This window comes from Peribacillus sp. FSL K6-5616 (assembly GCF_038008245.1).
In the GTDB taxonomy this organism is placed as follows: domain Bacteria; phylum Bacillota; class Bacilli; order Bacillales; family DSM-1321; genus Peribacillus; species Peribacillus frigoritolerans.
This window is the reverse complement of record NZ_JBBOYT010000001.1, coordinates 5,420,769-5,432,964: the sequence shown is the minus strand read 5'-3', so window position 1 is coordinate 5,432,964 and position 12,196 is coordinate 5,420,769. Positions and strand designations below refer to the sequence as shown.

The following is a 12,196-nucleotide window of genomic DNA, read 5'->3' as shown; positions in this document are numbered from 1 at the left end:
ATTACGTTTTAATTAAACCACCGATCGCTACAGCAATATCGTCAGAATTGCACAGGTAAATGTAACCTGATACTCAGAATATACTCTTTCCCATCCACTTCCATATAATTTTCACAAAGATTCAATCTCTTGTTTGAACCTTCCCCGTTATTGCCATATGAAAAGAAAAAGGCTGCATATGCAACCTCAATTATTAATGTAGAGCACCGCTAATTTGAACAGTTAGTAACATGAAGCTTTTTACTAAAGAATCAAGGAAACACGCGCCTACTTAGTTTTAGTTAAATGTATTTTAATTTCATTGCCAACTTCAAGATTGCAATCTTGACGATCCTTAACTGGAGTTTGAATTAAATCCAACTCCATTCATGATACCTTAACTCCTTTTATTAATTCGTCTTTTAATTTCATAGGCTCAGCAAATTCAATGCTCCAAGGCACTTTTTGCATACCATGTACCTTTTGGTTAGCCAACTCTTCCACTCTATGTCCATTTATGTAATAATTTGTGTATACCATATTGACAATCACTGTTAAATCAATGGTTGCACATCGTTTATCATATTTTTAAAGTAGTTTTAAGTTATCTCTGTTCGCGGCAAATTAGACTAATCGATTTTTATAAACCAAAAACCAGTCAAGAACACGAAAGTTTTATGGTGTATAAACTCTGAACCTTAAGACAAAAATGATACTTGAAAGGTTGGGAGATTATATTAAAGAGCAGATAATGGCGATGTTTTCACTTAAAGTAGGCGTCCAGTAGAGGAAACGCTACTACGGCGATTCTGGCTGCAATCCTAGGGGGGAAAAAAATTGAATACCGAACAAAGAATACTTCGCGCCTCCATTGGCGTTACTATCTTCGTTGCTTGCTTTGGAATCATTTTCGGCCTGCTATCAGGTTCGTTCTCTATCACCTTTGATGGGTTCTATTCTCTGACCGATGCAATCATGAGCGTCTTGGCGCTCATTGTCTCAAAGTTGATTACCTCGTCCACTGCACCGAATAGGCAGAATGGTAAATTGAGTGAACGCTTCACAATGGGATTTTGGCACTTGGAGCCAATTGTCCTTGGTCTCAACGGTGTCATGCTCATGGGGGCGGCCGTTTATGCGTTGATTAATGCAATTGGTAGTCTTCTGACGGGCGGCCGCAATCTCGAGTTCGGTTTCGCCATCGTCTATGCCGTTGTGACAATGATCGCTTGCTGTTCTATGGCGATTTTCGAAACACGCGTAAACAAGACACTTAGCTCGGATTTTGTTGCCCTTGACGCTAAGGCCTGGATGATGACCGGTGGCATCACCGCTGCGCTCTTGATCGCGTTTTGCATCGGATACGCTTTTGAAGGAACGAATTTGGAATGGCTTACACCCTATATTGATCCTGCAGTACTTGTGCTGATCTGTTTGGTAATTATTCCGCTGCCGATTTCAACGGTAAAGCGGGCCTTGGCGGATGTCCTGCTGATCACCCCTCAATCACTCAAGCAGCATGTGGACGAGGTCGCACGGGACTTTGTGAAGCGCTACGGCTTCGTTTCTTACCGAGCTTACGTCGCAAAGGTTGGTCGGGGAAAGCAAATTGAACTATACTTTATTGTGCCTGGCGGGTGGCCGGCAAAATGCCTTGAAGAGTGGGACGCAATCCGTGATGAAATCGGTAATGCCATCGGCGAGGAAAGTACTGATCGATGGTTAACAATTGTGTTCACGACCGATGTTGAATGGGCGGACTAAAAACAGGGTAGTAAGCAGGCTTGACCAGGGCAGATCGCAGCGGCGGCCTGGTCAAGCCTGGCGATATGCTCGTACGGCGGCAGTATGTTTGTTTAAAGAGCCACGGACTTCATGGGCATTAGGGGTAACCACCAGCAAAAACGCGTCTTTTTTTCAACTAAACTGCCCCGATAGTTGCATAAAAAAATGCTGCCTTAAAGACAGCTCCGATCTTTAGCTAACGCACCCGTTCGTTGCATTAATCGAGTAATCTTCTATTGATAAATACGTACGTAATTGTTAATAAAACCAACATAGCTATTATAAGAACCGTTCCTTCATAAGGATAGTCAATGAAACTATTGATAACTGCTAACAATCCAAAAGGAAGAAAAAAAAACCCACCTGTTACTGTACCTAACAAAGACTTATTTTTAATCATTTTTTCATTAAATCCAGCTAACAACCAGGTTTGTTTTTTCACAGCTACTAAGTAAGACACAAGTAAAAGAGCTATACCAATAACCAATAATCCGTAATCCACCTTTACACCTCCCAAGGACAACTTTGTTTCTTATTATTTTTTATACGAATAGTAAAGGAAAAAGTTTCCTTTACTTCAACTATCCTGCCCCTTTAGCTCAAGAGCTGCCCAAGCCACTCCCTTATTGAAGTAAAGCACCCATAGTTCGATTCACTTATTTCTAATATATTCCGGAGTATCACAGAGTGGACGTTCCTCATATTGCTTTTCCTTTGCTAGAATAAAGTAAATCCCAAGAATAAAAGTAATTATTAAAATGACACAAATTACCCAATACATCAAAGGATATTGATATAGTACTGTTGCTGTTGTAACTCCTGAATTCATATCTGTTGTTGTTATTTTATTCTCAACAGGATCATAAAGCATGTCCACAATTAAGTATGTTAGTAAAGAAGAAAGAGTAAGAAATATTCCTATCGCACGTTTCATCATTTTCACCTCCTAAAACCGTTAAACTGTATACCCCTTAGGTCTCAAGGGGCAATCCCTATTAAAGAATCGCGCCCTATAATGGAATAAGTCGTATCAATTCTTTTATAAGTAATTAGAAAAACTATTATCCTCCAATTCATCTTATTGAATTTCCCCTCTTTAAATCCCTCCAAATAAGCATTAATACCCTACACCATCATTTTTGATTTATGGTGTAATCAATATGTAAGAAAGGAATGCCAAAAATTCGCATTTTGTGATGTGCTGTGAGTATTCCTGCAATTGTTTCATTAATTAAAAAGTGCTCGGATAATGGAAGCTTGAAAAGCGCTTTGCCAGCTGCTAAATAAATACCAGAGTCACTTTCTCCCTCGCTCGAAAGAATAAGAGAGCCACCGATAGTGTCAAGCTGTAAAATGCCAATCATTGACGAATAAGGAAGAGGAAGTGCTATATTCATATACGTCCTGCCCCCCGTTTTATGCTGAGAATAAATGGCCACAAATACGGTATTCTCCTTCACCTGGCGAATCCATGCGCGTGGATTTTCCCTCCCATCTAGCGTTTGATCAACAGCACGTATTTTATATGTCATTTCAGTACGTTTACTTGAGATGGGCAGGTTCAACTGCTGTAGTTTTGTACTTATCAATTTATAGCACACCGCAAACGGTTTAAACCAAGTTGCCCATTTTACAGAAGCAAATAACCGATACTGATCGGTGTTCTCATAAAAATGGACGATTGTTTTTGGTAAAGTTTCGATATCAACAAAATCACTTAGTTCATCCACTAGTCCTGGGTGTTGCTTGCCTGCTCCTTTTAACGCACCTCGAATTCGGCTCACCGGGAAATTCCAGACATCCTGCTTCGTTTCAGGAGGCACAAGCACCCAACCGAGTACGCCTAACATGCCAAAAATTAAACAGTTAAATAAGCCATGAAATTTTAGCATAAAATCAATACTAACAAACCAAAGTCCAAACGAATTATTTGTCGCATAAAGCAATGAAAATAAGATTGTGATGCCTAGTGCACTGAATGAAAGCCGTATCAATATCGTCTGCAAGTTGGAAAGGAACCGTGTTCGGTATGCAAGTACGATTAAGGTGTAAATGGCAAATATGTAAAGCAACACAGAGATGAATTCCAGTAACGGCGAAAATGAAATGCCAATGGCGACAAGCATGGGACCTGCTAATATAATTGGCACAATTAATCGATACCATGTTGAATCGTGTAAGCGTCCAAAAAACCCAAGAGATATGGGCAATAAAAAGGCAGAGTAATGAAAATGAATAGCTGTTAACCATGTGATTAGTGGACTAAAACCTGTATCAATTCCCGCAATATAAGCAAAGAACCATAGTCCGCCTACAAATAAATACATCATCCCGATATCAATCGATATTTCTGCCCAATTTGTAAAACCACGCTGAAAAAACCGCTTTAGCCCATAACACGCCACAAAAAAGGTTAAAATCATATAAATGAAAGCGAGTACCATCTGTCCTGTACTTGATGGGACAACTTGCAATAATAAGATGGAGAGCATAGCAATCCAATTGAAAATAATATGTTTCTTCTTTGTTTCTAATAGTAGCTGGAGCATAAGTGGCACGAAAATCAACTGTGCAGCTGTCAGCATTAACAAATAGGGTTCAGATGTCAAAATGCTGCTTACTATGAAAAAGAACACACCTGCAATGGTGATTGAACTAAACAGTCTGCTCCTTAAATTCGCCTTCATAAGCCATCAACCTTCCTACGACTCGGTTTCGTATATCGACTTGAATCGTAAATACTTCTCGGGCATCATCGTACCCTTCCTCAACGTTCACAACTCCTTCCAATAACCGAAGAATTGGAAACTCTAGGTTACCTATAACGATACGTTGAGGACCAGAGCGAATGTGAATGCACCCTTCAGGTGTCACCGCAAATTTTAAATCCGAATAAAATAAGCTCGGCTCCCCTAAATAATCCTTCACAACTCTACGCTTTGTATCAACCGTCATAAACGCATTAAAATGCCGAGTAATCTCTTCAAAATAAAAAGTACGCTCCCAATATATTTCTGCCTCACCAGTCGGCAATGATCTACAGGTATTTTTGATCGAAAACGGCACATCCTTCCCGTTTTCGGGAAAAAGAAATTTCCAGCATGTTGCTAATTTTAAAAAGGGTTTTAGCCAGAAAGCCCCCGTTTCAATCTTTGACATCGTTCCGACCCCATTAAACGGTTTATCAATTGGTAGGGCATAACGCTCTTGTAGCTTAGGATGAAGTCTTTGAAAATCCTCACCTAAGAGGTCTTGGTAGATTGTCATTATGATTCACCCTTTCTCGTACGCTTGCAACTTGTTGCCGATGGCAAATCAGTTGCGAGTAAGAAGCTAATAATGGAAAGAACCCACAGACTAGCATTAAATGTAATAGGGTTAAACGGGTGTAATGAGAATGAAGGACTAGCGATCAAGGCACTAATGGTCAATACTGGAAAAGCAATCATCTGCAGAACAAGTAAATGTCTTTTCTTACGATAAAGAAGCCATACCACTGCAAATAAAATCTCGAGAACGCCTATTATCCCTACACCCTTTACAGCAGCAGTCCCCTCCAAGGAAGTTAAACTAGATAGCATCGATACTTCCTCAGGATGTTTGGCAATCATCTTCGGTATTAGCCCATGATAAAGCCAAACAAAGAAAAAGAGCATTGTTACTATAGCGTTAATAATGAAACGTACATACTGTGATCGTGGCGATTCCCCCTTTTCAATCCAGCGTTTTAGCACATCAAAGCTTAGAGCTGTTGCCCACCCCATGATGGGCCGAAAAAAGATGTCTAAAAGCCGTCCAAATAAACCATAACGTACATCATAGTCATATTGGGTGAGAAATATGGTTCCGTTTTCTGTCGGAATATACTGCCAATATCCTTTACCTTCACAAATTGGCGAAATTTTTTGATCGGTACCAAAGTGAAGAGAAGATGTCTTTGAACCATCCTTCTTATTATGCGTACCGATACTTTTACCCCAGCCAGCGACTTTTACCCAACATCCCAATTTCGTTTCATATAAAAAGGATTGCGGATCATCTTCTGATTTTTTCGGTAAATAGGTAATAGAAGAAAAACGCAAATCCCATTGTTCATGTAGTTCAGGCTTTTGAGTCATACGCCATACTTCGTCTATAGTTGCCTGAATTGGAATTTCCACATAGATTGGTTTGTTTTTCATAAATGTCACCTCCATTAATAAAGTAACATAAGTTTCAATACACAATGTTAGAAATTATGAAATTGCTGTAAGAGTGGTAGAGTTGAATGACAATCTAATAACTTATTTTATTGCTCAATTATCTGGCCCATTTACTGAACCAGAGGTCAAACAGCACTCTTCAACTATCCTGCCCCTTTAATTCCATAAGAAAAAGCTGCCTTAAAGACAGCCCCGGTCTTCAGCTAACGCACCCGTTAGCTCATTAAGAAAAGCGATTCTGGAATATTAAAAAAAGAGGCCATCCTTTTTGGATAGCCCCCTTTCCGCTAATTATAAAATTTCTAGTAAAGCTCGATATCATTATATTGGTCACTTCAGAATGTTACCCTCTATACTTCAGAGAAGGCAAATCCAAAATGAATTGGATTTCAATCTTTGAAAACTATGAGAATACTGCAATTTTACGCGCGATAGATTCTGTTAAACGAGATGCTACTTTTGGAACAGCCCATTTAATAATTGGTGTTAAAACCGCACCAGATAATCCGCCTGCATGGATTTCCACCGTACAAGTCATTATTGTTTTACCATTAACATCTTCTGCAGTAAAGTGACCGCTTCCTGTAAAATTATCTGATAAACCTTTTAGTTCAAACTTAATATTTGAAGGTTCATTCCATTCGGTAATATCTACCTGAGCTTGGATTGTTTTCTTTATACCTTTCACACTACCTTCAAATGTCCAAATAGATTGCTTGTCATTTATGATTTCATGTTCTTTATAGGCTGGTACTGTCGTTGCCCATTTTTCGAGATCACTGACATAATCCCAAACTGCTTGTACATCTGCTGGAACTACTACAGTATGCGTTCCCGTTGCCATTATGATCCCCACCTTCACTATGTATGAATTGCAACTTTACATTTCTACAAAATAATTATTACATAAAAAGCATGAACTTACATCTATTTGTAGAATCAAAATTTTCCAATCCTCATCAATCCAGCCCTTTAATGGAATAACAGGACTGACGTTTTTAACCGACTATAATGTCACATAATAGTATTCCTTATGGAATTGTCCTGCCCCTTTAGTTCCATAAGTAAAAAGCTGCCTTAAAGACAGCTCCTATCTTCAGCTACGCACCTGTTGGTTCAACAAGGTTTTATACCTTTTTCCACCACATGGCCTCCTTGTCATTTAATTAGGGTACAGTTCACCGTACTTGTCCAAACCTTGATTTTACAAAAACTGTCATCCTTGTAATTTTACACTTCTATTTTAAATCGACGATGCTGAGGAAGCAGCTGCTTGATCAGCCTTTACACAATCAATTGCAACAACGAGTGCAATAATAATCGTTTCCATCTCTTCATCTATTATTTGAACCTTGTAGCTATCGCCCCAAGTGAACCACTCCTTGCCCACTTTACCTACGATTTTACCATGCTGTATAACTTGAAAATCCATATCCCACCAATTACCATGTACTTCAATGCCTGCCGCCTCAATTGTATATCGTGCTTTTAAGAAGGAAAATTCCTTCTTAATTGTTAATACCTCTCGGCCATTCACCTCAACCAAAAACTTTGGTAAAAAGCTGAACACCTTTTTCGTAATGAGTGCTACTTCATCTCTTGCTGTATTCATAATGGAGAAAGTCTTCGGAACTTGCATAAAACTTCCCTCCACGTAATATATATCCTTCTCCTGCTGATCCTTTACTGTAAATTTTCCGCTTAGACTGAATACCTTCTGTTTAATATAAAGCTGCCTCATACTAATGCCTCCCAACCTTAAGTCTTTACATTACTTACGTTTTAAATGGGCATTGGTTCCAATCTTATGCATTAAATTCCAAATAATAACTCCACTCAAAAGCGCCTTCTTTTCGGTTCACCACTATTTATCCTTAACTAATTTACCTTTTGTAAAGGCAGCAATCCTTCCTTCGCAATCTGACCCAATTGTTCAATAACTCCTTATGTACTCTTGAACTATCCTGCCCCGATAGTGCCATAAAGAAAAAGCTGCCTTAAGACAGCTCCGATCTTCAGCTAACGCCCACGTTCGTTCATTAAGAAAAGCGATTCTTCTCGGAACACCTTTATCGACTTGATTACAATTTCTCTGGCGGTATGTCAAAATCCATCAATTAATTGAATAATGTTTGATTAAAAGTTTTCTATAAACCAAAATATTTGGCAATAAAAGGAATCAAAATGTTTCCTTTCTTTTTGAATGGACTCTCCGTTTTCAAAAAGTTTAATCAAAACTCATTTAGAAATCTTTGATTGAAAAGATAAAGTATCACAACTTTATACAAAACTTCGCATCTATCTTCAAACATCGCAATTTTATTTTAAAGACACAATTACCAATGGCGGATTCCTAAGAAGATTAATAATAAAATCCAAGTAAAAATTTAAGAAAAATTTAATGTTTACCCCACTTTTTATTTTAAAAGTTTTTCCTATCCTATAAACAAGTTACTTCATCGAGGAGACTAAAATTGAAAAAGTGGGGATATTTATTGGTTTTTGCATTAGCTTTTATTCTTAAGATATTACCGATATCCCAAGATTAAGAGGATCAAATCTGAAAAATTTCGGGAGATGATAGCATAGTGTAAAGTAGGTTAAAGCATAGATTATAAATTTGAAAATGAATTAGGAATTGGGGATTTATATGGAAAAATCAAAAAACAATCAAAATAAGTTAACCGTAGGCTTGTTGGCCGTATATTTATTTACATTACCATGGATTATACTCTTTAAAATGCAATTTTCACTCCAAGGCTTGCCGGATTTTAGGGAAATCAACTTAATCCCTTTTGCTGATTCAGCTAATGTTAATAATCAAATAGATTTTAATGAAATAATCTATAATGTACTTGCATTTATCCCATTTGGAATTTATATCAGTATGCTAAAATCAAATTGGCCTTTCTTGAAAAAGATTGCAGTAATAGCCGGAGTTAGTTTGTTATTTGAAGGATTGCAATTCATCTTTGCAATAGGAGCTAGCGATATAACTGACTTTATGGGAAATACATTAGGTGGAATTATTGGAGTTGGAGTTAATATTGTATTTTGTAAGCTGTTCAGTACTAAAGCAAATAAAATCCTTAATGTTTTGGCTTCAATCGGAACGATTTGCATTGTTGGGCTATTGCTGTTTTTAATATATCTCAGGATTAGTGGTGTTATTATTTATAAAGTTTCCTAAGTAATTGGAGAATTGCTGTTCATGAAAATTAACAGAGGGTATGCCAGCAGATTCTTTATTTATAAAACAAGAATGAAAAATATCACAAGCCACCTATTTTGAGGATGGCTTTTTTAAATTCTATTTCTCTAAAAACAGAAAATATCCTTCTTCAACAAAAAGTCCCAATAGTTGAAGAAAGGTCAAAGAGCACTATTCAACTATCCCACCCCGTCAGTTCCATAAGAAAAAGGCTGCCGCAGCAGCCTACCTAAATGATTTATTCTCCTGGTGTGCCCTCTTCACTTTTGTATTCCAAAAGATCTCCCGGCTGACAGTCCAAAGCCTTACAAATCGCTTCTAACGTGGATAGTCGAATCGCTTTTGCCTTTCCATTTTTCAATATAGAAAGGTTAGCCATCGTTATTCCGACCCTTTCCGAAAGTTCTGTTACGCTCATTTTCCTTTTAGCCAGCATCACATCAATATTGATTATTATTGCCATGTTATTCACCTCAGACTATTAAGTCATTCTCTGATTTTATATCGATGGCTTCTTGTAAAAGTCTTTGAAGGACAGCCGCAAAGACAGCAATCACCATGGGAGCAAAAATCATGACCATTCCGATTAGTCCGAGACCCGGTGCGTCATCCACTTCCGCTAGGATAAAGACGAATGGCAGGGCCACCACATACAAGCCGCTGATTGTGATGGCACATTTTTTGATTTTCTTTAGCGCTCTTACAGATAATTCCGAGAAAGCTTGGTTCTTGTCAATATAGCTTAATAGATTAAAAGATTGATACAAAGCGAAGTAAAATGGGATTGCCGACACATACATAACCATTAATAGGCCATATACCACATAAGCCAAATCTGAACCTCTTTCTGCTGCTTCATTTGCTTCATTCGCTATCTGAGGCAACAAAAATAGACACAAAGCAAGAACCGGAATGCCGATAAAAATAACAGCTGCCTTTAAAAAGAGTGTTGAACTTCGTTTCATGAAAAGCACCTCATTTAATTATTGTCAATTTGAATTTAACATGCTTTTTATTGTTTTACAATAAAATATTATTGAATTTAATTACATTATTATTGTTTATACATTTATAAGACAAAAATAAAAAGCATTCCCCATTACAGTGAAATGCTCGATAGCTTGTGAAACCAACTTCCCCTTTAGTTACAGAAGCTGCCAGATGGCAGCCGGATATTCAACGTTAGTCATAATAACGAACGCCCACATCGCTAAATCGTAAAAAACGAATAACCGGTATAAAGTATGCTATTGCAACTCCTTAAATATGAGATAAACAAGGGCCTCGATTTTCAACGGAAATCGGCAAAGATATATTCTAAACTAGGACTTGTTAATCCTCATTGGAAGAGAACGAAAACGCGGATGCTCAGCGAGTATAGAACTTCTCATCTGTTTAACGACAGGATGTTCTGACGAAAAAAACTGATCTTTGGAATTGTAATGCTCGATTAATTCTCCTTTTTCCAGTACACCCAAAGTATCAGAGATTGAATAAGCCGCTTTAATATCATGTGTAATAAAAAGATAAGATAAGCCGAAGTCTTTTTTCAACTCACTTAATAATTCTAAAATAAGTGTTTGATTAACCATATCCAGACTGCTTACGGATTCATCCAAGACGATTAGCAATGGCTTAAGAGAGATTGCTCTAGCAATATTAATTCTTTGCAATTGTCCACCGCTAAATTGGTGTGGGTATTTTTTTAAATCCTTTTCACTTAGGCCCACTCTTTCCAATAACTCAATAACCGTTCTTTTTTGTTCGGCTACGGTTAGTTTTTCATAGTTTTCCAATGGCTCGCCTATAATACCTTCGGCGGTCATTCGTGGATTGACAGCTGAATATGAATCCTGAAAGACGACTTGTAGATCTCGGCGTAACTTTTGTCGTGTAAGCTTATCAGCGGTATAGATATCATGCCCTTGAAACAGAACCTGTCCTTGCTGTGGACGTTCTAAACCAAGGATCACTTTTCCTAATGTACTTTTTCCAGCTCCACTCGTGCCAAGCAGCCCTAAACATGTTCCTTCATCAATGGAGAGGGAAATGTCAGTGAGTACTTTTTTAGAAGGCTCTTTCCATTTTAAAAACGTATGAGAATTATAGCTATGAGTTACTGCTTTTACTTGTAATAAACTCATTTGTTCACCCCTCAAAAAATGCAATCCAGATATCACGACATATGGGTGATAAGCTCTTCATGTTTAATGCTAAGACGGGCATTTAGCAGTTTCTTTGTGTATTCATGCTGCGGATTATCAAATAGTTCAAACACATTTGCTGTTTCTACAATTCTGCCATGTTGCATAACGACTACATCATCTGCCATTTCAGAAATGACGCCAAGATCATGAGAAATGAGTAAAATGGATGTTCCATATTCAGAACGGATTTTATCCAAGTGGCGAAGTACCTGTAATTGGTTATGTACGTCGAGTGCAGTCGTCGGCTCATCAGCAATAATAACGGAAGGCTGTAAACATGCGGCCATCGCAATCATCACGCGTTGAAGCATACCTCCACTCAATTGAAAAGGATAGCTTTTTAATAGTTTCGCGGGATTTGGCAGGTTTACATTTTGCATCGCCTCGATGGCAAGCTCTTTTGCTTGTTTTTTATTCAATGCGGTATGAGTCCTAATCGTTTCGACAAATTGATTGCCAATTGTAAAAACAGGCGTAAATGAATTCATCGGATTTTGCATAATAAAGGCAATATCCTTGCCGCGAATTCCACGTATTTCTTTATCGTCCAAACCATTTAATTCTCGTCCTTGAAGGGTAATGCTCCCTTTGATTGTCGTTGTTTTCCGATCAAGAAGCTGTAGAATGGACATACTCGTAACGGTTTTACCACTCCCACTTTCCCCAACAAGACCCAATACCTTCCCTTTTTCCAGTTCAAAATTAATATCCTGAACGAGGGTGGAAGCACCATCCTTTGTTTGTACTTGTACATGTAGATCGCTCACTGTTAATACAATCGACCGTTCTGTTCTCAATCTTCTCATCCTTTT

Annotated in this window: 13 protein-coding genes; 2 read left to right on the top strand and 11 right to left on the bottom strand. The window is 38.0% G+C overall.

Annotated features, from left to right (window positions below):
* Positions 1–816 precede the first annotated feature (816 nt).
* Positions 817–1,743 (top strand): cation diffusion facilitator family transporter, encoded by a 927-nt coding sequence (locus MHB45_RS26490; RefSeq protein WP_072273885.1) that lies wholly within the window; start codon positions 817–819, stop codon positions 1,741–1,743.
* Positions 1,744–1,981: 238 nt separating this feature from the next.
* Here MHB45_RS26490 and MHB45_RS26485 read toward each other — a convergent pair whose 3' ends face one another.
* The 7 genes from MHB45_RS26485 to MHB45_RS26455 all read right to left on the bottom strand — a co-directional run bounded on the left by MHB45_RS26485 (position 1,982) and on the right by MHB45_RS26455 (position 7,707).
* Positions 1,982–2,266 carry a DUF3784 domain-containing protein gene (locus MHB45_RS26485; protein ID WP_048687533.1) on the bottom strand — a complete coding sequence of 95 codons (285 nt, stop codon included), beginning with the start codon at positions 2,264–2,266 and terminating at the stop codon, positions 1,982–1,984.
* Between the two features lie 150 nt (positions 2,267–2,416).
* A complete protein-coding gene (locus MHB45_RS26480; protein ID WP_072273886.1) occupies positions 2,417–2,698 on the bottom strand; it encodes a hypothetical protein in 282 nt (93 codons plus the stop codon).
* Between the two features lie 199 nt (positions 2,699–2,897).
* The gene (locus MHB45_RS26475; protein ID WP_072273887.1) at positions 2,898–4,451 is read right to left on the bottom strand and encodes a YndJ family protein; all 1,554 of its coding nucleotides are present in this window, start codon (positions 4,449–4,451) and stop codon (positions 2,898–2,900) included.
* Positions 4,420–5,031, bottom strand: coding sequence for a DUF4166 domain-containing protein (locus tag MHB45_RS26470; RefSeq protein ID WP_048687798.1), 612 nt, complete (start codon positions 5,029–5,031; stop codon positions 4,420–4,422). Before MHB45_RS26470 ends, MHB45_RS26475 begins: the two co-directional genes overlap by 32 nt.
* Entirely contained in the window at positions 5,031–5,945 is a 915-nt protein-coding gene (locus tag MHB45_RS26465; RefSeq protein WP_048687800.1) for a DoxX-like family protein, read from the bottom strand. The genes MHB45_RS26470 and MHB45_RS26465 overlap by 1 nt, the downstream gene beginning before the upstream one ends.
* 424 nt (positions 5,946–6,369) lie before the next feature.
* Entirely contained in the window at positions 6,370–6,810 is a 441-nt protein-coding gene (locus MHB45_RS26460; RefSeq protein WP_048687801.1) for a CoxG family protein, read from the bottom strand.
* A 399-nt stretch (positions 6,811–7,209) separates the two neighbouring features.
* Entirely contained in the window at positions 7,210–7,707 is a 498-nt protein-coding gene (locus MHB45_RS26455) for an LURP-one-related/scramblase family protein (protein WP_048687802.1), read from the bottom strand.
* Between the two features lie 909 nt (positions 7,708–8,616).
* On the opposite strand from MHB45_RS26455, the gene MHB45_RS26450 reads away from it, so the two are divergent.
* Positions 8,617–9,156, top strand: a complete 540-nt coding sequence (locus tag MHB45_RS26450) for a VanZ family protein (protein WP_340908149.1) — start codon at positions 8,617–8,619, stop codon at positions 9,154–9,156.
* A 259-nt stretch (positions 9,157–9,415) separates the two neighbouring features.
* On the opposite strand, the gene MHB45_RS26445 is transcribed toward MHB45_RS26450, so the two are convergent.
* The 4 genes from MHB45_RS26445 to nikD form a co-directional block, all read right to left on the bottom strand.
* Positions 9,416–9,640 (bottom strand): helix-turn-helix domain-containing protein, encoded by a 225-nt coding sequence (locus tag MHB45_RS26445; protein ID WP_048687804.1) that lies wholly within the window; start codon positions 9,638–9,640, stop codon positions 9,416–9,418.
* 10 nt (positions 9,641–9,650) lie between these two features.
* The gene (locus tag MHB45_RS26440) at positions 9,651–10,142 is read right to left on the bottom strand and encodes a DUF2975 domain-containing protein (RefSeq protein WP_048687805.1); all 492 of its coding nucleotides are present in this window, start codon (positions 10,140–10,142) and stop codon (positions 9,651–9,653) included.
* Positions 10,143–10,499: 357 nt separating this feature from the next.
* Positions 10,500–11,321, bottom strand: a complete 822-nt coding sequence (gene nikE, locus MHB45_RS26435) for a nickel import ATP-binding protein NikE (protein ID WP_048687807.1) — start codon at positions 11,319–11,321, stop codon at positions 10,500–10,502.
* A gap of 32 nt (positions 11,322–11,353) precedes the next feature.
* Entirely contained in the window at positions 11,354–12,181 is an 828-nt protein-coding gene (nikD, locus tag MHB45_RS26430; protein WP_072273889.1) for a nickel import ATP-binding protein NikD, read from the bottom strand.
* Between the last annotated feature and the right edge of the window lie 15 nt (positions 12,182–12,196).

What these genes read in the sequence shown, in the direction of transcription:
- MHB45_RS26480 (WP_072273886.1), bottom strand. Translation starts at nt 2,698, where the DNA reads ATGAAACGTGCGATAGGAATATTTCTTACTCTTTCTTCTTTACTAACA.
- MHB45_RS26475 (WP_072273887.1), bottom strand. Translation starts at nt 4,451, where the DNA reads ATGAAGGCGAATTTAAGGAGCAGACTGTTTAGTTCAATCACCATTGCA.
- MHB45_RS26470 (WP_048687798.1), bottom strand. Translation starts at nt 5,031, where the DNA reads ATGACAATCTACCAAGACCTCTTAGGTGAGGATTTTCAAAGACTTCAT.
- MHB45_RS26465 (WP_048687800.1), bottom strand. Translation starts at nt 5,945, where the DNA reads ATGAAAAACAAACCAATCTATGTGGAAATTCCAATTCAGGCAACTATA.
- MHB45_RS26460 (WP_048687801.1), bottom strand. Translation starts at nt 6,810, where the DNA reads ATGGCAACGGGAACGCATACTGTAGTAGTTCCAGCAGATGTACAAGCA.
- MHB45_RS26455 (WP_048687802.1), bottom strand. Translation starts at nt 7,707, where the DNA reads ATGAGGCAGCTTTATATTAAACAGAAGGTATTCAGTCTAAGCGGAAAA.
- MHB45_RS26450 (WP_340908149.1), top strand. Translation starts at nt 8,617, where the DNA reads ATGGAAAAATCAAAAAACAATCAAAATAAGTTAACCGTAGGCTTGTTG.
- MHB45_RS26445 (WP_048687804.1), bottom strand. Translation starts at nt 9,640, where the DNA reads ATGGCAATAATAATCAATATTGATGTGATGCTGGCTAAAAGGAAAATG.
- MHB45_RS26440 (WP_048687805.1), bottom strand. Translation starts at nt 10,142, where the DNA reads ATGAAACGAAGTTCAACACTCTTTTTAAAGGCAGCTGTTATTTTTATC.
- nikE (WP_048687807.1), bottom strand. Translation starts at nt 11,321, where the DNA reads ATGAGTTTATTACAAGTAAAAGCAGTAACTCATAGCTATAATTCTCAT.